Origin of the sequence: Paraburkholderia sp. EG304 (assembly GCF_046543485.1) — a bacterium.
GTDB lineage: Bacteria > Pseudomonadota > Gammaproteobacteria > Burkholderiales > Burkholderiaceae > Paraburkholderia > Paraburkholderia youngii.
In genome coordinates, this window is the sequence record NZ_JBKGUA010000010.1 from 221070 (window position 1) to 241743 (window position 20674).

Annotated in this window: 16 protein-coding genes and 1 other RNA gene; 10 read left to right on the forward strand and 7 right to left on the reverse strand. The window is 64.7% G+C overall.

Translation table 11 applies throughout. The features are described from left to right. Positions 1–27: 27 nt before the first annotated feature. The 4 genes from pheA to gyrA all read right to left on the reverse strand — a co-directional run bounded on the left by pheA (position 28) and on the right by gyrA (position 5820). Entirely contained in the window at positions 28–1107 is a 1080-nt protein-coding gene (gene pheA, locus ACLFKU_RS15180; protein ID WP_410849618.1) for a prephenate dehydratase, read from the reverse strand. A gap of 63 nt (positions 1108–1170) precedes the next feature. Next, positions 1171–2253 carry a 3-phosphoserine/phosphohydroxythreonine transaminase gene (gene serC / locus ACLFKU_RS15185; RefSeq protein WP_410849619.1) on the reverse strand — a complete coding sequence of 361 codons (1083 nt, stop codon included), beginning with the start codon at positions 2251–2253 and terminating at the stop codon, positions 1171–1173. A gap of 206 nt (positions 2254–2459) precedes the next feature. Further along, positions 2460–3065: a DUF2059 domain-containing protein gene (locus ACLFKU_RS15190; protein ID WP_176105377.1), complete on the reverse strand. Its 606-nt coding sequence runs from the start codon at positions 3063–3065 to the stop codon at positions 2460–2462. Between the two features lie 124 nt (positions 3066–3189). After that, the gene (gene gyrA / locus ACLFKU_RS15195) at positions 3190–5820 is read right to left on the reverse strand and encodes a DNA gyrase subunit A (RefSeq protein ID WP_368586783.1); all 2631 of its coding nucleotides are present in this window, start codon (positions 5818–5820) and stop codon (positions 3190–3192) included. A 475-nt stretch (positions 5821–6295) separates the two neighbouring features. On the opposite strand from gyrA, the gene ompA reads away from it, so the two are divergent. The 5 genes from ompA (at position 6296) to ACLFKU_RS15220 (ending at position 9644) form a co-directional block, all read left to right on the forward strand. Beyond that, a complete protein-coding gene (gene ompA, locus ACLFKU_RS15200; RefSeq protein WP_026228725.1) occupies positions 6296–6943 on the forward strand; it encodes an outer membrane protein OmpA in 648 nt (215 codons plus the stop codon). 234 nt (positions 6944–7177) lie between these two features. Continuing rightward, complete coding sequence (ubiG, locus tag ACLFKU_RS15205; protein WP_368586784.1) at positions 7178–7876, forward strand: bifunctional 2-polyprenyl-6-hydroxyphenol methylase/3-demethylubiquinol 3-O-methyltransferase UbiG; 699 nt, start codon at positions 7178–7180, stop codon at positions 7874–7876. A gap of 41 nt (positions 7877–7917) precedes the next feature. After that, positions 7918–8631 (forward strand): phosphoglycolate phosphatase, encoded by a 714-nt coding sequence (gene gph / locus ACLFKU_RS15210; protein WP_184011034.1) that lies wholly within the window; start codon positions 7918–7920, stop codon positions 8629–8631. Positions 8632–8718: 87 nt separating this feature from the next. After that, positions 8719–9088: a transfer-messenger RNA gene (gene ssrA / locus ACLFKU_RS15215) on the forward strand. 187 nt (positions 9089–9275) lie between these two features. Then, positions 9276–9644 carry a hypothetical protein gene (locus ACLFKU_RS15220; RefSeq protein ID WP_410849620.1) on the forward strand — a complete coding sequence of 123 codons (369 nt, stop codon included), beginning with the start codon at positions 9276–9278 and terminating at the stop codon, positions 9642–9644. Positions 9645–9759: 115 nt separating this feature from the next. Here ACLFKU_RS15220 and ACLFKU_RS15225 read toward each other — a convergent pair whose 3' ends face one another. After that, positions 9760–10026 (reverse strand): hypothetical protein, encoded by a 267-nt coding sequence (locus ACLFKU_RS15225; protein ID WP_368586786.1) that lies wholly within the window; start codon positions 10024–10026, stop codon positions 9760–9762. 131 nt (positions 10027–10157) lie between these two features. Further along, positions 10158–11237 carry a substrate-binding domain-containing protein gene (locus tag ACLFKU_RS15230; protein ID WP_410849621.1) on the reverse strand — a complete coding sequence of 360 codons (1080 nt, stop codon included), beginning with the start codon at positions 11235–11237 and terminating at the stop codon, positions 10158–10160. A gap of 135 nt (positions 11238–11372) precedes the next feature. Between ACLFKU_RS15230 and ACLFKU_RS15235 the strand changes: the two genes are divergently transcribed. From ACLFKU_RS15235 to ACLFKU_RS15250, 4 genes are read left to right on the forward strand one after another with little or no spacing between them, the layout of a single operon-like run. After that, positions 11373–11858, forward strand: coding sequence for an NAD(P)H-dependent oxidoreductase subunit E (locus ACLFKU_RS15235; RefSeq protein WP_368586788.1), 486 nt, complete (start codon positions 11373–11375; stop codon positions 11856–11858). Continuing rightward, positions 11855–13429, forward strand: coding sequence for a formate dehydrogenase beta subunit (locus ACLFKU_RS15240; protein WP_410849622.1), 1575 nt, complete (start codon positions 11855–11857; stop codon positions 13427–13429). Before ACLFKU_RS15235 ends, ACLFKU_RS15240 begins: the two co-directional genes overlap by 4 nt. Before the next feature lie 15 nt (positions 13430–13444). After that, entirely contained in the window at positions 13445–16423 is a 2979-nt protein-coding gene (gene fdhF / locus ACLFKU_RS15245) for a formate dehydrogenase subunit alpha (protein ID WP_410849623.1), read from the forward strand. An 8-nt stretch (positions 16424–16431) separates the two neighbouring features. Beyond that, on the forward strand, positions 16432–16686 hold the full coding sequence (locus tag ACLFKU_RS15250) for a formate dehydrogenase subunit delta (RefSeq protein ID WP_368586791.1): 255 nt from the start codon (positions 16432–16434) through the stop codon (positions 16684–16686). An 85-nt stretch (positions 16687–16771) separates the two neighbouring features. Here the strand turns inward: ACLFKU_RS15250 and ACLFKU_RS15255 are convergent, their stop codons facing one another. Next, a complete protein-coding gene (locus ACLFKU_RS15255; protein WP_410849624.1) occupies positions 16772–18466 on the reverse strand; it encodes an FAD-dependent monooxygenase in 1695 nt (564 codons plus the stop codon). Positions 18467–18655: 189 nt separating this feature from the next. Between ACLFKU_RS15255 and ACLFKU_RS15260 the strand changes: the two genes are divergently transcribed. After that, entirely contained in the window at positions 18656–20503 is a 1848-nt protein-coding gene (locus ACLFKU_RS15260) for a tetratricopeptide repeat protein (RefSeq protein WP_410849625.1), read from the forward strand. The last annotated feature ends 171 nt before the right edge of the window (positions 20504–20674 follow it).

A 20674-nucleotide genomic window follows, 5' to 3' on the forward strand; every position in this document is an offset into this window, starting at 1 on the left:
GCGCCGCCCGGACTGCGCTGCCAGCCCTTAGCGGGCGCGCGGATACGAGCCGAGTATTTTCAGGAACGCGGCCTTCTCGCCGAGACCGGCGAGCGCGGCAGCCACAGCCGGATCGTCGCGATGGCCTTCGACATCGATATAGAAGTAGTACTCCCACGTTCCGACGCGCGCCGGACGCGATTCGAAACGCGTCATCGACACGCCGTGGCGCGCGAGCGGCTCGAGCAGCTTGACCATCGCGCCCGGCTCGTTCGCGACCGACACGATCAGCGAGGTCTGGTCGTAGCCGCTCGGACCGGTCGGCTCCTTGCCGATCATGACGAAGCGCGTGCGGTTGTGCGGATCGTCCTGGATCAGCGCGTTGGTGACCTGCAGGCCGTAGTGGATCGCGGCGCGATCGCCGGCGATGGCCGCAACGGTCGGATCTTCGGCCGCCATCCGTGCAGCTTCCGCATTACTCGACACCGCCTGGCGCTCGAGATGCGGCGCATTGGTCGACAGCCAGCGCTGGCACTGCGCGAGCGCCTGCGCATGCGCGCATACGCGCGTGACGCCAGCGAGCCCGTTTTGCGTGAGCAGGTTGTGATGGATCGGCAATGCGAGTTCGCCGCCGATGGTCAGCTGGGTTTGCAGCAGCAGATCCAGCGTGCGCGACACCGCGCCTTCGGTCGAGTTCTCGACCGGCACGACGCCGTAGTCGGCGGCGCCCGCCTCGACCGAGCGGAATACTTCGTCGATCGACGGGCACGGCAGCCCTTCGATCGACTGACCGAAGTACTCGTGCATCGCCTGTTCGCTATAGGTGCCGACCGGCCCGAGGTACGCGGCCTTGATGCTCTTTTCTAGCGCGCGGCTCGCGGCCATGATCTCGCGCCAGATCGCGCTGATGTGCTCGTCGGCGAGCGGCCCGGCGCTCATTTCCTGCAGGCGCGCGATCACCTGCATCTCGCGCTCGGGCCGGAACACCGGAGCGTTGAAATGCTTCTTGACCTCGCCCACTTCGAGCGCGACCGCCGCGCGCTGGTTCAGGAGCGCGATCAGCTGCGCGTCGAGCGCGTCGATGCGATCGCGCAGAGGTTTGAGTCGTGTATTCAGTTCGTCGTCCATGCGTAAAACGGCTCTGCCGGGTGACTGCTGGAAAAGATGCGCACGCCTGCCAGTCAGTGTGACTCAGGCGCTGCGCTGTTCGAATTCCTTCATGTATTCGACAAGCGCTTTGACGCCTTCGAGCGGGACGGCGTTATAAATCGACGCCCGCATGCCGCCGACGGACTTGTGGCCCTTTAGCTGCACTAATCCCCGCGCTTTCGCGCCGGACAGGAAATCTTCGTTGCACGACTCGTCGGCGAGGAAGAACGGTACGTTCATCCGCGAGCGCGAGGCACGTTCGACCTTGTTCAGATAGAAGCTGCTCGAGTCGATCGTGTCGTATAGCAGCTTCGATTTTTCGAGGTTGCGCGCCTCCATCGCCTGGAGGCCGCCCTGCTTCTTCAACCACTTGAACACGAGCCCGGCGATATAGATCGCATAGGTGGGCGGCGTGTTGTACATCGAGTTGTTCTCGGCGACGGTCTTCCATTCGAACGCCGATGGGCAAATCGGCATCGCGCGATCGAGCATGTCCTCACGCACGATCACGACCGTCACGCCCGCCATGCCGATGTTCTTCTGCGCGCCGCCGAACAGCACGCCGTATTTGGCGATGTCCATTGGGCGCGACAGGATATGCGACGACGCGTCCGCCACGAGCGGAATATCGCCGAGGTCGGGAATCTCGAAGGTTTCGACTCCATGGATGGTCTCGTTCGTGCACAGGTGCACGTAGGCCGGATCGTCCGACAGTTGCCATTCCTCACGCGCCGGCGCGCGGGTATAGCCCTCGGCCGTCTTGCCGGTTGCGGCCAGATGCACGCTGCCGTATTTTTCCGCTTCCTTGAACGACTTCTGCGACCACGAGCCGGTGACGACGAAATCCGCCCGCGGTTTCGAGCCGAGCAGGTTCATCGGCACGATCGCGTTCTCGCCGAGCCCGCCGCCCTGCAGGAACAGGATCCGGTGGCTTGCCGGCACGTGAAGCAACTCGCGCAGATCGGTCAGCGCTGCTTCGTGGATCGACATGAATTCCTTGCCGCGATGGCTCATTTCCATCACGCTCATACCACTGCCTTGCCAGTTCAGCATCTCGTCGGCTGCCTGGCGCAGCACTTCTTCGGGCATGGCCGCCGGGCCGGCGGAGAAATTAAAAACGCGCATGTGAGGTCCTGGAAGCGCGCGCGAAGTAACGAAGTCGCGCGGGAATCGGCGAAAAGAACTGCGAAATGGCTCGCCGAAAAAGAAAATGGCCGTCTGCGCCAGTGCGCAAACGACCATTATCGCATTGTCGCCGCCAACCCGCCACGCCGGGTGTCCCAGCGGGCGCGGCGACAGGCCGGCTGATTAGCGCGGCCTGCGAGCGGAACTTACTTGGCCGCCGGCTTGACCGATGCGACTTCCTTGTCGGCCTGGTCACGCGTTGCCTTGATCGATTCCGGCATGTACTTCTGCATCAGACCGTTCACGACGTCGCGGCCAACCTGGTCTTGCACCTGGATGAACTTGCGGCCGGTCGGGCTCTTGTAGAACGTGGTCAGGTCCTTGATTTCCGACACGCTGTAGTACTTCGCGTACGCATCGTACTGAGCTTGCATCGCGTCCTGACGGAAACCGTCGGTTGCGAAGACCTGACCTGCCGCGTCCACCAGCTTCGGCACCGCGTTCTTCTGCAGCGTCGGCACGGCGGCCTGCTTCTGCTTGTCCGTCATCGTCTTGTTCTCGGTCAGCGCGTCCGACAGGATTGCCGGAACGAGCTGCTTGGCCTGCATCTGCGCGCTGTTGCCGATTGCGCCAACCAGCTTCTGCGCGTCGATGGCGTCGAGCAGGTCCTTGATGGCAGCTTGCTTGGCCGGATCAACCGGTGCTGCTGCGGCAGCCGGAGCTGCGGGCGCCTGGTTCTGCAGCGCTTGAGCCATGGCGAAGGTCGGCACGATGGCAGCCAGCAACATCAGTTGTTTGAATCGTTTTTGCATCATTACTCCCTAAGAGAAATTAACTTGAACCGCACGCCGCACGGGAAAGCGTACCGGCCCGATACGCGTTGACCCGGAGCGTAGCTTCAACGTATTAACTGAGACTGAAAGCCGCTGGCAAGGATCAAGCCGCGCCGCCGCCCTCACCGCCGTTATCACCTTCAGCGGAGCCGTCGGAATCGCTTTCCGACTCGCCCTCGGCCTCAGCTACCTGTTGCAGACCGGACAGCTTGGTCCCTTCGTCAAGGCTGATGAGTGTAACACCTTGCGTTGCGCGTCCCATTTCACGAATTTCCGACACGCGCGTGCGGATCAGCACGCCCGTCGTGGTAATGAGCATGATCTGCGCTTCCGAGTCCACGAGCGTCGCGGCAACGACCCTGCCATTGCGCTCAGACGTCTGGATCGCAATCATGCCCTTCGTGCCGCGGCCGTGACGCGTGTACTCGGTGATCGGGGTGCGCTTGCCGAAGCCGTTCTCGGTTGCGGTGAGCACCGACTGCTGCTCGTCGCCGGCCACCAGCAACGCGATCACGTTCTGGCCGTCCTCGAGCTGCATGCCGCGCACGCCGCGCGCCTCGCGACCCATCGGACGCACGTCGTTTTCGTCGAAGCGGACTGCCTTGCCCGAATCAGAGAACAGCATTACGTCGTGCTGGCCATCGGTGATCGCGGCGCCGATCAGGTAATCACCCTCATCGAGACCGACCGCAATAATACCTTTGCGCAGCGGCCGGCTGAATGCCTCGAGCGGCGTCTTCTTTACCGTTCCTAGCGCGGTCGCCATGAATACGAACTTGTCGGCCGAGAACTCCTTGACCGGCAGCACGACCGTAATCTTTTCGCCTTCCTGCAGCGGGAACATATTGACGATCGGCCGGCCGCGCGAATTGCGCGAGCCCTGCGGCACCTCGTAGACCTTGACCCAGTACACACGGCCGCGATTCGAGAAGCACAGGATGTGGTCGTGCGTATTGGCGATGAACAGCGTGTCGATCCAGTCGTCTTCCTTCATGGAAGTGGCCTGCTTGCCACGACCACCGCGCTTCTGCGCCCGATATTCGGACAGCGGCTGCGATTTCACGTAGCCCGCGTGCGACATCGTCACGACCATTTCCTGCGGCGTGATCAGGTCTTCGGTGTTCAGTTCGGTCGCGTTCAACTCGATCTTCGAGCGACGCGCATCGCCGAATTCGGCCTTGATCGACGTGAGTTCGTCGACGATGATCGCCGAAATGCGTTCCGGGCGAGCCAGAATGTCCAGCAGGTCAGCGATCTGCGCCATCACATCACGGTATTCGCCAATGATCTTGTCCTGCTCGAGACCGGTCAGGCGCTGCAGACGCATCTGCAGGATTTCCTGCGCCTGGGTATCGGACAAGCGGTAGAGGCCGTCGGCCTGCATGCCGAACGAAGGGTTCAGCCCCTCCGGACGATATGCTTCGCGACCGCCCGCCGACGCGTTATCCGCCTCGGCGCGCGACAGCATTTCGCGCACGAGCGACGAATCCCACGAGCGCGACATCAGTTCCTGCTTGGCGATAGGCGGCGTCGGCGCGGCCTTGATGAGCGCGATGAATTCGTCGATGTTCGCGAGCGCAACCGCCAGACCTTCGAGCACATGGCCACGTTCGCGCGCCTTGCGCAGCTCGTAGACGGTGCGCCGCGTCAGCACTTCCCGGCGATGCGACAGGAAGCACGTCAGCATTTCCTTCAGGTTCAGGAGCTTCGGCTGACCGTCGACGAGCGCGACCATGTTCATGCCGAACGTGTCCTGAAGCTGGGTCGCCTTGTACAGATTGTTCAGCACGACCTCGGGCACCTCGCCGCGCTTGAGCTCGATCACGACACGCATGCCGCTCTTGTCGGATTCGTCGCGGATGTCGGAGATGCCTTCGAGCTTCTTCTCGTTGACGAGTTCGGCGATACGCTCGAGCAGCGAGCGCTTGTTCACCTGATACGGCAATTCGTCGACGATGATCGCCATGCGCTGCCCGCGATCGATTTCCTCGAAGTGCGTCAGCGCGCGCATCACGACGCGGCCGCGACCGGTCCGATAGCCGTCGCGCACGCCGGCCACGCCGTAGATGATGCCGGCGGTCGGGAAGTCGGGTGCGGGGATGATCTCGATCAGCTCGTCGATCGTCGCTTCCGGGTTTTTCAGCAGATGCTGACACGCGTCGACGACTTCGTTGAGGTTGTGCGGCGGGATGTTGGTCGCCATGCCGACCGCGATGCCGGACGAGCCATTGATCAGCAGATTAGGGATGCGCGCAGGCAGGATGGCCGGCTCGTTTTCGCTGCCGTCGTAGTTCGGCACGAAGTCGACCGTTTCCTTGTCGATGTCGGCCAGCAGTTCGTGGCCGATCTTCGCCATGCGGATTTCGGTGTAACGCATCGCCGCGGCGTTGTCGCCGTCGACCGAACCGAAGTTCCCCTGGCCGTCGACGAGCATGTAGCGCAGCGAGAAGTCTTGCGCCATCCGTACGATCGTGTCGTAGACGGCAGTGTCGCCGTGCGGATGGTATTTACCGATGACGTCGCCGACGATACGCGCCGACTTCTTGTAGGCGCGGTTCCAGTCGTTGTTCAGCTCGTGCATCGCGTAGAGCACGCGCCGGTGCACCGGCTTCAGGCCATCGCGGACATCGGGAAGCGCTCGCCCTACGATTACGCTCATCGCGTAATCGAGATACGAACGGCGCATTTCCTCCTCAAGGGAGATTGGCAGAGTCTCTTTGGCGAATTGATCCATTATCCGTATCTTTTACGTGCGAAAGCGGGGTTCGCCGCAACTTCGCGTAAGCATTGCAGGCGCAACGCATCACGCGATTCTAACATGCCACGCATCCGCGCCCGACGCAGGTACGTATACATATTAGAGGGGCACCCGCCAACACCTCGCCGATCGCACAATTTCGAGCTCACCAGGCTCGATTCCTGCGTGGGGCCAATTCGCCGCTTAGCCAGAGCCCGCGGACCGCTCAGACGAAAACATTTGTTGCTCATGCACCACAATTGGAGGGGGATTTGAATGGGGGCAGATTTTTTTTTCGTCGGAAGGGAACGATATGGCAAAATGCCAACGCACAAAGAGTCAGACACTGCTCGAAGTCTACACAGCCGGTTTTTGTTCCGCACCAATGTTATACTTCGAGCAATGTATGACTGGTCATCCGTCAACAGGCTCGCAGTAAACCTGCGGTAATCTCAATTTCGAGAGGAGAAATATGAATAAACTTTCAAAGCTCGCGTTCATTGCAGCTACCGCAGTTATGGCTGCATCCGCCATGGCGCAGTCGGTGCCGGCGTCGCGACAAGCTACCAACGACAACTGGGTGAATGGTACTGGCGAATACGTGTGGATGAACGGCACGAACGAGCTTTGCTGGCGCGATGCATTCTGGACGCCCGCAACGGCTAACGCCAAGTGCGACGGCGCTCTGGTTGCTCAGGCTCCGACCCCGCCGGCACCGGTCGCTCCGGCCCCGGCTATCTCCAGCGAAAAGATTACGTATCAAGCTGATGCGCTGTTCGACTTCGACAAGGCAATCCTGAAGCCGGCTGGCAAGGAACGTCTGAGCGAACTGGCATCGAAGATCCAGGGCATCAACCTCGAAGTCGTCGTCGCTACGGGCCACACCGACCGCATCGGTTCGGACGCTTACAACGACCGTCTGTCGCTGCGTCGTGCTCAAGCTGTGAAGGCCTTCCTGGTCAGCAAGGGCGTCGAAGCCAACCGTATCTACACGGAAGGCAAGGGCCGCCGCAACCCGGTTACCACCGGTTGCAACCAGAAGAACCGCAAGCAACTCATCGCCTGCCTCGCACCGGACCGCCGCGTGGAAGTCGAAGTTGTCGGTACGCCGAAGCAGTAAGCTGGAAATTACCGCAGTATCGAAAGCCCCGCTTCGGCGGGGCTTTTTTTATGTGCGGGTGCCGCGACGTGGTGTGATGCGCGACGGAGGAACACCCCGCTCCGCTATGAGCGGCTCGAAGCTCGAATTGGCAGCCGCTCGCTGGTGCGCTTTTGCCGCTCTTTCTCTTGCCCTATATACTCAGAGTTTATCCTCGAGCGTCCGCTCACCGCTTTCATCGAGGCAGCCTTCGCCATGACCAACGCCGATCCCCACGAACTACAGAAATTCAGCGACCTCGCGCATCGTTGGTGGGACCCGAACGCCGAATTCAAACCACTGCACGAACTGAATCCGATTCGCCTGCGCTGGATCGACGCGCACGCGCATCTCGCCGGCAAAAAGGTGCTCGATATCGGTTGCGGCGGCGGCATCCTGTCGGAATCGATGGCAGGCTTGGGCGCGCATGTGAAGGGCATCGACCTGTCGACTCAGGCGCTCGGCGTCGCCGATCTTCACAGTCTTGAAAGCGGTGTAACCGTCGATTACGAAGAAATCGCCGCCGAGGCACTGGCCGCGCGCGAACCGGGCACCTATGACGTGGTCACCTGCATGGAAATGCTCGAGCACGTCCCCAAGCCGGCCGCGATCGTCGAGGCCTGCAAGAATCTCGTGAAGCCGGGCGGCTGGGTGTTTTTCTCCACACTGAACCGCAACGTGAAGTCGTACCTGTTCGCCGTGATCGGCGCCGAATACATCGCGCGCATGCTGCCGAAGGGCACGCACGACTACGCGCGCTTCATCCGCCCGTCGGAACTCGCCGGCTTCGTGCGCGCCGCCGATCTGCGTACGGCCGACATCAAGGGCATCGTGTACAACCCGCTCAGCAAGCACTTCGCGCTGTCGTCCGACACGAGCGTCAACTATATGCTCGCCTGTCGCCGCGACGCCTGAGCTGCCAGAACCGCCCCGATCCGCCGTATCCGAAACGAACAATGAGCGACCCGACTCCCCTGCCGCAACGCGAAGACAACGACGACACGCTCGGCTTTTGCCTCGCCGTGCTTTTCGACCTCGACGGCACGCTTGCCGACACGGCGCCCGACCTCGCGGCCGCCGTCAACAAGATGCGCCACGACCGGGGACTCGAGATGGTGCCGCTCGAGAAGCTGCGCCCGCTCGCTTCGGCCGGGGCGCGCGGACTGATCTGCGGCGCGTTTGGCATCGGGCCCGATCATCACGAATTCGCATCGATGCGCGAGGAGTTTCTCGCGAACTACGAAGCGGACCTGTGCATCGAGACGACGCTCTTTCCGGGCATCGCGGAAGTGCTCGATGAACTCGACGCGCGCGGCGTGCGCTGGGGCATCGTCACGAACAAGGTCGCGCGGCTCACCGAGCCCCTCGTCGCGCAACTCGGGCTCGAGGAGCGCGCCGGCTGCGTGGTGAGCGGCGACACGACTCCGCATTCGAAACCGCACCCCGCGCCGCTGCTGCACGCGGCGCGTGAGCTGGACATCGCGCCGGAGCGCGTCGTCTATATCGGCGACGATCTGCGCGACGTGCAGGCCGGTTTTGCCGCCGGCATGAAGACCGTCGCCGCGGCTTACGGCTATTGCGGCAATGACATTCCGCCGACACGATGGCATGCGCAACACGTTGTGGAGTCGACGGCCGAGTTGCAGACGCTGCTGCGCGACATTGGCTGAGAAAGTCCGGCCACCCAATGCGTGCGACGCGTGCCGTCGATCTATTGTAAAATCCCTTTTGGCTCATATATGTGAGCAACGAACCGCGGGGGCGACCTGGTTTCGACAGGGGTTGCAAAGCGGCTAGGGCATGTCGAGGACCCGTCACCTCGTTAATCAATGGGAAAAACGTAACTGCAAACGACGATACGTTCGCACTGGCAGCCTAAGGGCCGCCGTCCTCTGCCTAGTTCACTGACGGGCTAGTGTCGCAAGACCGGTAGCAATACCGACAGAGGTCATATACGTCAGTTAAGCCTTGACGGCGTCACGACGTCCGGGTCGAAAATCTAGTGAATCGCCGTAGCGCAGCGTGTTCGTCCGCGTCGCTGCGGTTAAATCAAAAGACAGAACTAAACATGTAGAACTGGTCGTAGAGGACTTCTGGACGCGGGTTCGATTCCCGCCGCCTCCACCAAACACAAGGCACGTTCGCAACGAACGGCCCGAAAAACCCCGGTAACTTGACGCTGCCGGGGTTTTTTATTTTCTTCACCGTGCGCGACCCACAACACGACCCGGCAGATCCACAGCCGCTGCCTATACTCGTAGCGCGAGGCGCGTCGTCGCCCGTCAACCGCGTCGCCAGACCAGGAGCCCGCGCCATGCGCAAGACCATCGCATTGCTTGCCCCGCTCGGACTCGCCGTGCTGCACGCCAGCGCCCTCGCCGACCCGCCAAAACTGTCCGAGGGCCGCTTCGTCACTGCCGACGGCATGACGCTCTACACGTTCGACAAGGACACCACCCATGGCGTCAGCGCCTGCACCGGCGGCTGCATGAGCACCTGGCCGGCGGCCACCGCGACGCCGACCGACAAGCCGTCGGGCGACTGGTCACTAATCCCGAGCGCGGACGGCAAGCAGCAATGGGCGTACAAGGGCCATCCGCTGTATCACTACTCGGCTGACAAGCAGGCAGGCGATGCAAAGGGGGACGGTTTCAAGGACATCTGGCACATCGCCAGGCCATAACAATGCGGTCCGCCCGGCAACTGCGCGACCATCGCATCCACCACAAAGCACAACGCCGGCCCAAGGGCCGGCGCTGTGTCAAACCTCGAAGCTCGAGCGAAGCCCGAGCCGATCCTCATTCGTCCTTCGGGCACTGCAGATTGCAGCCATTTGGATCGCCCATGTCACCGCGCTTGCGCGCTGCCGATCGTTTGCCGTGCTGATACTTGTCCGACGGCGCGGACGCGGCGAACGGCATCTGAGGATGCTCGTTGAGGCGGAATTCATCGTTCAGGATGCCGCCCGGCACGCCAGGCGAGTTTTGCGCGTAAGCGACGGAGACGGTGGCACAGAGCACACCAGCCGCGACAGCGGCGGCACATGCGTGGAAAAGAGCTTTCATGTTGGTTCGGCGCGGCTTGCCGCGGGGTGAGAGCGGATACGAAGCCAAGAGAGTAGCCGAAACCGGCTTGCCGCGCAGCAGCGGGCGCCGAGCGCCATCGCGTTTCTGATTACGGGCTCTTACGCCCACCATTAAGCTAGCGCGCCGCCGAGTCCCTCGTCCAGATCGACGAGCCTGCCGCAGTCGCACGGATCGTAGCCGGCGAGCTGCTCGACACGATGGTGAAACGCGCTGCCGCGCAACAGATTGATCACCGTCGCGAGCGGTGCGCGCGACAGGTGCGCGCGGTCGCATGCGAAGTAATAGTCCTCGTCGACGATCGGAATGAAGTCGAGCCCGAAATGATGCGCGGCGGGCTGCACGCCGAAGCCTATGTCGGCCATGCCGCTCGCGACGAACGCCGCGATCGCGGAGTGCGTCAGCTCGGTCGACGCATAGCCGTTCACGCGGTCCGGGTCCACCCCGATCTGTCGCAACGAAAGATCGAGCAGCATCCGCGTACCCGAGCCCGGCTGGCGGTTGACGAAACGGATGTCGTCGCGCGCCAGATCGCCGAGCCCGCCGATTCCCTTGGGATTGCCCTTGCCGATGAAGAGTCCTTGCTTGCGCCGGGTCAGATGCACGAGCACGTGGCGTTGCGGATCGAGCCAGCGCCGGTAGGTATCGGCGCACACCGCGCGAAACTCGCCGAGCGGCAGGTGAAAGCCCGCCAGATCGCACTCGCCGCGCGCGAGCGCGCTGACCGCGTCGGCGCCGTCGCGGTACTTGATCTCGACCGGCAGATCGTTGGCGACCAGTGCCGTCACGAGCGCGGCCACCGCATAACCGTGCGACGCGTGGATGCGCACGTTATCGGTGGGGGGCGCGAGCCAGCGGTTCAGATCGCTCGCCACTTCGCTCGCGAGCGCCTGCAGATTGCCGTCGAGCCGCTCACCGCAGAGCCGTTGTGCACGCAGCACCGCGTGTCCGAGGTCGGACAAAACCGAGCCGCGCCCACGCTCTTTTGCGATCAGCGGACCGCCAAGCCGCTCCTCGATGCTGCGCAGCAAACCCCACGCGTGCCGGTAGGACAAACCCTTAAGCGCCGCGGCCTGGGCAATGCTGCCAGATTCATCGACAAGCGCGAGTAACGGCACCACGTCAGACAGGCTGGCCTCGCGGCCGTCCGCACCCTTCACGACCAGCTCGACCTGACATTCGATCCTGACCATATATGTTTGACTGTTTCCTATTGCGCGCGCCGGTTGGCCCGCCTATCTTTCGGCTATACCACATCGAATAAGCGAAGCATACGTGCACGTATTATGAATAACAAGTGCATATATCGCTTTGGAGGAGCCCCCACTTTGGACGATTCTCTCGCCACGGCGCCGGATCAGCTCGTGCAACGACACGCGCAACCGGGCCGCACACTGATGACGATCCTGCACGCGATCCAGGACGAACTCGGCTTTGTGCCACCCGCCGCAGTCGGACCGCTCGCCCGCGCGTTGAACCTGTCGCGCGCGGAAGTGCACGGCGTCATCACCTACTACCATCACTTCCGCACCACGCCGGCCGCGCCCGTCACGGTACAGCTGTGCCGCGCCGAAGCATGCCGCAGCATGGGCACCGAGGCGCTCGCCCAGCACATCGAGGCGCACACGGGTTGCCGCTTCGACGCGGGTCACCATGACGGCGCAACGGTAGAGCTCGAATCGGTGTACTGCCTCGGCCAATGCGCGCTGTCGCCGGCGATGATGCTCAACGGCACGCTGCACGCACGCGTTACGCCACAGAAATTCGACGCGCTGCTCGCCGCAGCCAGCAAACGCGTGGAGGTGCCGGCATGACGCGCATCTATGTTCCGCGAGATTCGTCGGCGCTCGCGCTCGGCGCCGATGCGCTGGCCGAAGCCATCGCCAGCGAAGCCGCGCGCCGCGGCATCGCGATCGAACTGATCCGCAACGGTTCGCGCGGGTTGCTGTGGCTCGAACCGCTGGTCGAAGTCGCGACGCCCGAAGGCCGCATCGGCTATGCGAATGTCGACGTGGAAGACGTCGCTGCGTTGTTCGACGCGGGCTTCGTCGATGGCGGCGAGCATGCGCGACGCGTCGGCGTGGTCGACGAGATTCCGTATCTGAAGAAGCAGCAGCGCCTGACCTTCGCGCGGATCGGCATCACCGACCCGCTGTCCATCGACGACTACGTCGCGCACGGCGGCCTCGAAGGCCTACGCAACGCGCTGCAAACCGACGGCGATGCCGCCTGCGAAGAGTTGATCCAATCCGGCCTGCGCGGCCGCGGCGGCGCGGCCTTCCCCGCAGGCATCAAGTGGCGCACGGTGCGCGGCGCAAAGGCTGCGCAGAAGTACGTGGTCTGCAATGCCGACGAAGGTGACTCGGGCACCTTCTCCGATCGTCTGGTGATGGAAAGCGATCCGTACGGGCTGATCGAAGGCATGATCATCGCGGGTGTCGTGACCGGCGCGACCGTCGGCTATATCTACGTGCGCAGCGAATACCCGCACTCGATCGCGACGCTCGAAGCGGCCATCGCCCGCGCGCGCACAGCCGGCTGGCTCGGCGACAGCGTGCTTTCGAGCGGGCAGCGCTTCGAGCTGTTCGTTGCGAAAGGCGCGGGCTCGTATGTGTGCGGCGAAGAAACCGCGATGCTGGAATCGCTCGAAGGCAAGCGCGGCATCGTCCGCGCGAAGCCACCGGTGCCCGCCCTCGTGGGTCTCTACGGCCAGCCCACCGTGATCAACAACGTGATCACGCTCGCCACGGTGCCGATCATCTTCGCGCGCGGCGCGGCGTTCTATAAGGACTTCGGCATGGGCCGCTCGCGCGGCACACTGCCGTTCCAACTGGCCGGCAACATCAAGCGAGGCGGCCTCGTCGAACTCGCGTTCGGCGTGACATTGCGCCAACTGCTCGACGACTTCGGCGGCGGCACCGCGAGTGGCCGGCCGGCGCGCGCGGTGCAGGTCGGCGGTCCGCTCGGCACCTATTTGCCGGAAAGCCAGTGGGACATCCCGATGGACTACGAAGCGTACGCGGCAGTCGGCGCGGTGATCGGCCACGGCGGTCTCGTCGTGCATGACGACACGTCGAACCTTGCCGAGCTCGCGCAATACGCGATGCACTTCTGCGCGCTCGAATCGTGCGGCAAATGCACACCGTGCCGCATCGGCTCGACGCGCGGCGTCGAGGTGATCGCGCGGATCCGTAACGGCGATACGTCGACGCGTCAGGTGCAATTGCTGCGCGATCTGTGCGACACGATGGTGTCCGGTTCGCTGTGCGCGATGGGCGGCATGACGCCGTTCCCGGTGCTGTCCGCGCTCGATCATTTCCCAGAAGACTTCGGTCTCGCCGCCGATCCCACTGCCGACCACGCCACCAAAGCGGCCGCGGCCTGACACCAGGAGTTCACTATGTCCGATCAGTTCAACTCCCGCTCCCTGAAGGAACTCCCCGAGGGGGGCGGCTGCGGCTCAGGCAACTGCGCGTGCAAGTCGCAAGCCATAGCACGCGCCGCCAACCCATTCGCCGATGACACCGACTACGGCACCCCCGCCCGTCACTCGGACGTCGACGTGACGCTCGAAATCGACGGCCAGGCGGTGACCGTACCCGCCGGCACGTCGGTGATGCGCGCGGCGGCCGAAGCCGGCGTCAACGTGCCGAAGCTGTGCGCGACCGATTCGCTCGAGCCGTTCGGCTCATGCCGTCTGTGTCTGGTCGAAATCGAAGGACGGCGCGGCTATCCGGCCTCGTGCACGACGCCGGTCGAAGCCGGCATGAAGGTGCGCACGCAGACCGACCGTCTGCAGACGCTGCGTCGCAACGTGATGGAACTGTACATCTCCGACCATCCGCTCGATTGCCTGACCTGCCCCGCCAACGGCGACTGCGAACTGCAGGACATGGCGGGCGTGACCGGCCTGCGCGAAGTGCGCTACGGCTTCGACGGCGAGAATCACCTGAAGGACAAGAAGGACGAATCGAATCCGTACTTCACGTACGACCCGTCGAAGTGCATCGTCTGCAATCGCTGCGTGCGCGCGTGCGAGGAAACCCAGGGCACGTTCGCGCTGACGATCACCGGACGCGGCTTCGAATCGCGCGTCGCGGCGAGCGAGAACCAGCCGTTCATGGAATCGGAGTGCGTGTCGTGCGGCGCGTGCGTGGCCGCGTGCCCGACCGCGACCCTTCAGGAAAAGACCGTCGTGATGCTCGGCCAGCCTGAGCACTCGGTCGTCACCACCTGCGCGTATTGCGGCGTCGGCTGCTCGTTCAAGGCCGAGATGAAAGGCAACCAGGTCGTGCGGATGGTGCCGCACAAGAACGGCCAGGCCAACGAAGGCCATGCGTGCGTGAAGGGCCGCTTCGCGTGGGGCTACGCGACGCACAAGGACCGCATCACCAAGCCGATGATCCGCGCGAAGATCACCGACCCGTGGCGCGAAGTCAGCTGGGACGAAGCGATCTCCTACGCGGCATCGGAGTTCCGCCGTATCCAGGCGAAGCATGGGCGCGATTCGATCGGCGGCATCACGTCGTCGCGCTGCACGAACGAAGAAACGTACCTCGTGCAGAAGCTCGTGCGCGCCGCATTCGGCAACAACAACGTCGACACCTGCGCGCGCGTCTGCCATTCGCCGACCGGCTACGGCCTGAAGACGACGATCGGCGAATCGGCCGGCACGCAGACGTTCGCATCGGTCGATAAGGCCGACGTCATCATGGTGATCGGCGCAAATCCGACCGACGGCCACCCGGTGTTCGGCTCGCGGCTGAAGCGCCGCGTGCGCGAGGGCGCAAAGCTGATCGTCGTCGATCCGCGCCGCATCGATATCGTCGATACGCCGCACGTGAAGGCGTCGCACCATCTGCAATTGCGGCCCGGCACCAACGTCGCGATCGTCAACGCGCTCGCGCATGTGATCGTCACCGAAGGCCTGCTCGACGAAGCGTTCATCGCCGAGCGCTGCGAAACGCGCGCGTTCGAGCAGTGGCGCGATTTCGTCGCGCTGCCTGAGAACTCGCCCGAAGCGACCGAAGCGGCAACCGGCGTGCCCGCACAACAAGTACGCGAAGCCGCCCGCATTTACGCGACCGGCGGCAACGCCGCGATCTACTACGGCCTGGGCGTCACCGAACACGCGCAAGGCTCGACGATGGTGATCGGCATCGCGAACCTCGCGATGGCGACCGGCAACATCGGCCGCGAAGGTGTCGGCGTGAATCCGCTGCGCGGCCAGAACAACGTGCAGGGCTCTTGCGACATGGGCTCGTTCCCGCACGAGCTGCCCGGCTATCGGCACATCGGCGATCCGCTCGTGCGCACGCAGTTCGAAAACGCCTGGAACGTCACGCTGCAACCGGAACCGGGCCTGCGCATTCCGAACATGTTCGACGCCGCGCTGCACGGCACCTTCAAGGGCCTGTACTGCCAGGGCGAGGACATCGTGCAGTCGGACCCGAACACGCATCATGTGGCGGCGGCGCTGTCGTCGATGGAATGCATCGTGGTGCAGGACATCTTCCTGAACGAGACCGCCAAGTACGCCCACGTGCTGCTGCCGGGCTCGTCGTTCCTCGAAAAGGACGGCACGTTCACCAACGCCGAGCGCCGCATCTCGCGCGTGCGCAAGGTGATGCCGCCGCTCGGCGGTTACGCGGACTGGGAAGTCACGCAGCTGCTGTCGCGCGCGCTCGGCTACGAGATGGACTACACGCATCCGTCCGAGATCATGGACGAAATCGCACGGCTCACGCCGACCTTCCACGGCGTGTCGTTCCAGAAGATCGACGAAATGGGCAGCATCCAGTGGCCGTGCAACGAGGACGCGCCCGACGGCACGCCGACGATGCACGTCGGTACCTTCGTGCGCGGCAAGGGCAGGTTCGTGATCACGAAGTTCATCGCATCGCCGGAGAAGGTCACGCGCAAGTATCCGCTGCTGCTGACGACCGGGCGCATCCTGACGCAGTACAACGTCGGCGCGCAGACGCGCCGCACCGACAACTCGCTCTGGCATGACGAAGACCGGCTCGAACTGCATCCGGACGATGCGGAGGAACGCGGGATCAAGACCGGCGACTGGGTCGGCATCGAATCGCGCGCGGGGCAGACCGTGTTGCGCGCGAAGGTGACGGAGCGGATGCAGCCGGGCGTCGTCTATACGACGTTCCACTTCCCCGAATCGGGCGCGAACGTGATCACGACCGACAGCTCCGACTGGGCGACGAACTGCCCCGAATACAAGGTGACCGCGGTGCAGGTGATGCCGGTCGAGCAGCCGTCGCAATGGCAGCAGGACTATTCGCGCTTCAGTAGCGAACAGCTCGAACTGCTGAAGCGGCGCGAGCAGGCCGATTCGGCCGCGGCCGTTACCGCGGGCAAGTGAGGCGAGCGATGGACAATCGGAATCTGATCGACATGGCGAACCGGATCGGCGACTTCTTCGAGTCGATGCCCGACCACGAGGAAGCGCTGAGCGGCGTCGCCGAACACATCCGCCGCTTCTGGGAGCCGCGCATGCGGCGCGCGCTGCTCGCAACGCTCGACGAAGCGCCGGACACCTATGACATCGCGCTAACGAACTTCACGCGCGAGGCGATCGTCAGGTATCGCGAGAAGTTGACGCCGGCCCAGGCGTCGGCGGCTTAGGCTCAGGCCATTTCCTCAACCACCCCACCGTGGCGCGGCGGCGCGATCCGCTGCCGCGCCCGCGCCGCGCAACAGGCGACCCTGATCACAGCGTCGCCTGCTCGTGGATCTCTCCCCCCACCGCAAACCACGCCTCGCAGTGCCGTACGAGACCGTGCAGGTCCGAGCCGGTGCGTCCGCGCGCGCTGATATAGCCGTCGGGCCGCACCAGATAAAACGACGGCCGCGTGCGCCCATACGATTCGGACAGCGCCGGGCCGCGGTCGCCGGTCGTATCGGTGACGCGCCAGATCCGCACCGCGTTCGGCAGCAGCCGCTCGACCTCGGCGGCGAGCTTTTCCAGCTCCGGGTCCGGCGGCGCCGCATGCTTCGCAGCCGGATCGAGCGGCGTGCCGTCGACGGGCAGCGGCGGCACCAGCAGAAACAGCGAGAAGAACGCCGGATCGTGCAGATCGAAAATGCAGCCGACGCCCGGTGCGCGCCCGAGCGGACCGTCGACAACATGCACAAGCGCATCCGGCGCGCGCTCGCCCGCGCGCGGGCCGCCGTCGAGCACGCGTTCGAGCGTGAGCGGACTGCGCCGGTACTGGATCGACAGCTCGCTGATCGTCGCGCGCGCGGCATCGCGCAGCGGGCCGAGCGCGGCCAGTACCGGCATCACGCGCTCGCGCAGCAGCTTCAGCGGACCGTGATCGGCCTCGGCCATCTGCGTGATGAACCCGGTCTGGCGCAGCACCTCGCGCTCGATCGGGTGCCGTTCGGCGTGGTACGTGTCGAGCAGGCGATCCGGCGCCGCGCCGCCGACCACGCGCGCGAGCTTCCAGCCGAGATTGAGCGCTTCCTGGATGCCGGTATTCATGCCTTGCGCGGCCGCGGGGCTGTGTACATGCGCGGCATCGCCGGCGAGGAAGATGCGGCCTACGCGCAGCCGATCGACCATCCGGCTGTTCACGTGGAAATACGCCGACCACGCGAGATCCGACACGTCGACGCGCTCGCGCACGCGCCGCGCGATCAGCGCCTTGCATTGTTCGAGCGACGGCGCTGCGGGTGTGGCCGGCGGCGCGGCGCTGCCCGACGGCTCGACCGCGTGATCGGCGATCAGTCGATGACGGCCGTGGCCCATCGGGAACAGCGCGACGAGACCGTCGCCCGACGCGAAGATATGGAATTCGTCGTCGGGCCAGTCGGTTTCCGCGTGCAGGTCGGCGAGCAGGAAGGTCTGCTCGAAGGTCTTGCCCTCGAAATTCAGCCCGAGGCGATGGCGAATCGAACTATGCGCGCCGTCGGCCGCGATCATATATGACGGGCGCATGCCTTCCGTCCGGCCGTCCGCGCGGCGCAAGGTCGCCTGAATGCTCGCTGAGCCCTGCATGAACGCCATCAGTTCGACGCCGCGCTCGACCTTCACGCCGAGCGTCGCAAGATGCTCGGTCAGAAGCCGCTCGGTCACCGACTGGTCGAGAAACAGCAGATAGGGATAGCGCGTGTGCAGCGCGTCAAAATCGAGCTGCGCAAGCCGCATGCCGTTCGAAAACAGATTCGCGACGCGCGCGCGATGGCCGAGTTCGAGAAACGGCTCGATCAGCCGATGCTGCTCGAGCAGCTCGAGCGTGCGTGCCTGAATGCCGATTGCGCGCGAATAAGGGTTCGGCTGCGGCGCCTTGTCGATCAGACGCACGGGGATGTGAGCACGCGCGAGACTCATCGCTGCGGCAAGTCCGGTGGGACCGGCCCCGACGATCAGCACCGGCGACGCGTCGTAGGCGGCAGCGTCCATGCGGAACTCCGGAGGCAACATTGCGTTCTAGTGTACGCCGCCGCTCTCGCGCACAGCGGTGCGCTGCATCAATCGCGGAGGGGACGCCCCGTCGCTCCAGAGGCGCCCGCGAGCCGCGCAAATCCGGGCCCCTTGCGCAAGTATGGGAAAATGCGGCCCAGTCTGATTGATCCGAATGCCCTCCCCGTCATGCAACCTGTATTTGACCGCGCGTTCGCGGCGCATCGTGACGGCCGCCTCGACGACGCCGAACGCGGCTACCGCGCCACGCTCGACCACGACCCCAGCCATGTCGATGCGCTGCATCTGCTCGGCGTGCTGCGCCACCAGCAGGGCCAGCACGCCGAAGCCGCGGCGCTCGTGAGGCGCGCGGTCGACCTGCGCCCCGAAGACGCGGCGCTGCAGCTGAACCTCGGCAATGCGCTGAAGGCGCTCGGCCAGATCGACGCCGCGATCGAGCAGTTCCGCAACGCGCTGACGCTCGCACCGACGTTCCCGATGGCGCACTACAACCTCGGCAACGCCTACGCGTCGCTGGGCCGTCACGAAGACGCCGCCGATGCGTTCGAACGCTCGCTGCGCCTGCAGCCGGACGACGCGTCGTCGCACAACAATCTCGGCAATGCGCTGCACGCGCTCGGGCGTCACGCGGACGCGATCGCGTCGTTCCGGCGCGCGCTCGAACTGCGCCCCGGTCACGCGGGCGCGCTGAACAACATGGGCATGTCGCTGAACGCGCTCGATCGGCCGGACGAGGCGGTGCCCTGCTTCGAGGCCGCGCTCGCCGCCGAGCCGCGCTTCGTCGCCGCGCACTTCAACCTCGCGAACACGTTCGATGCGACCGGCCGACATGCGCAGGCAGTCGCGTCATTCGAAGCGGCGCTGCGGCTGCAGCCGAACCTGCCGCCCGCGATCTACGGCATGGGCAACGCACTCGCGGCGCTCGGCCGGGCCGAACAGGCGTTGCCGTATCTGGAGCGCGCGGTCGGGCTCGATCCGCAATTCGCGCTCGCGTGGCTCGCGCTCGGCACCGCGCACCAGGCGCTCGGCGCGCACGCTGCCGCGGTGCGCGCGCTCGATCAGGCGTTGCGGCTGCGCCCCGACCTCGCGTCCGCGCATATGAACCGTGCGCTCGCGTGGCTCGCGATGCGCGACTTCGAGCGCGGTCTGCCCGAATACGAATGGCGGCTGCAAACCGTCGCGCAACCGGCGATCCAGACGCTGCCGCGCTGGCACGGCGAGCCGATCGACGAGTACACGCTGCTGATCCATGCCGAACAGGGTTTCGGCGACACGCTGCAGTTCGTGCGCTTCGTGCCGCTCGCCACGCAACGCGCCGCGCGCGTCGTGCTCGAAGTGCAGCCGCAGCTGGTGCCGCTGCTCGCGCCCGTCGCGCAGGCATGGCGCGTCTCGCTGATCGCGCAGGGCCAGCCGCGTCCCGCCGCCGATCTGCAAATTCCGCTGCTGAGCCTGCCGCTCGCGCTCGGCACGCGCTACGACACGATCGAAGCGCGCACGCCCTATCTGAGCGTGCCGCCGGCCTATCGCCGCAAATGGCGCGGCTCGCTCGGCGGTCAGGCGAAGCGCAAGATCGGGCTCGCCTGGTCTGGGCGCATCCAGCGCAACGAAACCCGCACGATGCCGCTCGCCGCGCTGGAGCCGCTGTTCGCGCTCCACGGCATCGACTGGATCGTGCTGCAGCCCGATCTGTCCGACGACGAACGCGCCGCGCTCGATGCGCATCCGCGCGCGGCCGCGATCCATCGCTTCGACCAACGCATCGGCGACTTTGCGGATACCGCGGCGATCGTCGAGCGGCTCGACGCGGTGGTGTCGATCGACACGTCGATCGCGCACCTCGCCGGCGCGCTGCGCAAGCCGCTGTGGCTGATGCTGCCGTTCGCCGCCGACTGGCGCTGGTTCGACGGCGACACGCGCAGCCCGTGGTATCCGGGCGCGACGCTGGTGCGTCAGCCGCGGCCGGGCGCGTGGGATCAAGTCGTCGAGGCGGTCGCCGACGAATTGCGGCACGGCTAGCGACGGACCACGCGCCGCCAGCAAACAAAAAACCCCGCCTTCGCGGTAATGCCGTTCAGTTAAGACCTGAACGGCATTTTTGTTTTTAGGGTTGGAGTTGTAAACAGAACGGCAAGCTGTTAACTTTGGTCGCGATGCTGAGCGACCACCTTACCTTCCTGCTCGATGCAG

What these genes read in the sequence shown, in the direction of transcription:
- ACLFKU_RS15260 (WP_410849625.1), top strand. Translation starts at nt 18,656, where the DNA reads ATGCAACCTGTATTTGACCGCGCGTTCGCGGCGCATCGTGACGGCCGC.
- ACLFKU_RS15230 (WP_410849621.1), bottom strand. Translation starts at nt 11,237, where the DNA reads ATGGTCAGGATCGAATGTCAGGTCGAGCTGGTCGTGAAGGGTGCGGAC.
- ACLFKU_RS15255 (WP_410849624.1), bottom strand. Translation starts at nt 18,466, where the DNA reads ATGGACGCTGCCGCCTACGACGCGTCGCCGGTGCTGATCGTCGGGGCC.
- serC (WP_410849619.1), bottom strand. Translation starts at nt 2,253, where the DNA reads ATGCGCGTTTTTAATTTCTCCGCCGGCCCGGCGGCCATGCCCGAAGAA.
- ACLFKU_RS15225 (WP_368586786.1), bottom strand. Translation starts at nt 10,026, where the DNA reads ATGAAAGCTCTTTTCCACGCATGTGCCGCCGCTGTCGCGGCTGGTGTG.
- ACLFKU_RS15240 (WP_410849622.1), top strand. Translation starts at nt 11,855, where the DNA reads ATGACGCGCATCTATGTTCCGCGAGATTCGTCGGCGCTCGCGCTCGGC.
- gph (WP_184011034.1), top strand. Translation starts at nt 7,918, where the DNA reads ATGAGCGACCCGACTCCCCTGCCGCAACGCGAAGACAACGACGACACG.
- ACLFKU_RS15220 (WP_410849620.1), top strand. Translation starts at nt 9,276, where the DNA reads ATGCGCAAGACCATCGCATTGCTTGCCCCGCTCGGACTCGCCGTGCTG.
- pheA (WP_410849618.1), bottom strand. Translation starts at nt 1,107, where the DNA reads ATGGACGACGAACTGAATACACGACTCAAACCTCTGCGCGATCGCATC.
- gyrA (WP_368586783.1), bottom strand. Translation starts at nt 5,820, where the DNA reads ATGGATCAATTCGCCAAAGAGACTCTGCCAATCTCCCTTGAGGAGGAA.
- fdhF (WP_410849623.1), top strand. Translation starts at nt 13,445, where the DNA reads ATGTCCGATCAGTTCAACTCCCGCTCCCTGAAGGAACTCCCCGAGGGG.
- ACLFKU_RS15250 (WP_368586791.1), top strand. Translation starts at nt 16,432, where the DNA reads ATGGACAATCGGAATCTGATCGACATGGCGAACCGGATCGGCGACTTC.
- ACLFKU_RS15190 (WP_176105377.1), bottom strand. Translation starts at nt 3,065, where the DNA reads ATGCAAAAACGATTCAAACAACTGATGTTGCTGGCTGCCATCGTGCCG.
- ompA (WP_026228725.1), top strand. Translation starts at nt 6,296, where the DNA reads ATGAATAAACTTTCAAAGCTCGCGTTCATTGCAGCTACCGCAGTTATG.
- ubiG (WP_368586784.1), top strand. Translation starts at nt 7,178, where the DNA reads ATGACCAACGCCGATCCCCACGAACTACAGAAATTCAGCGACCTCGCG.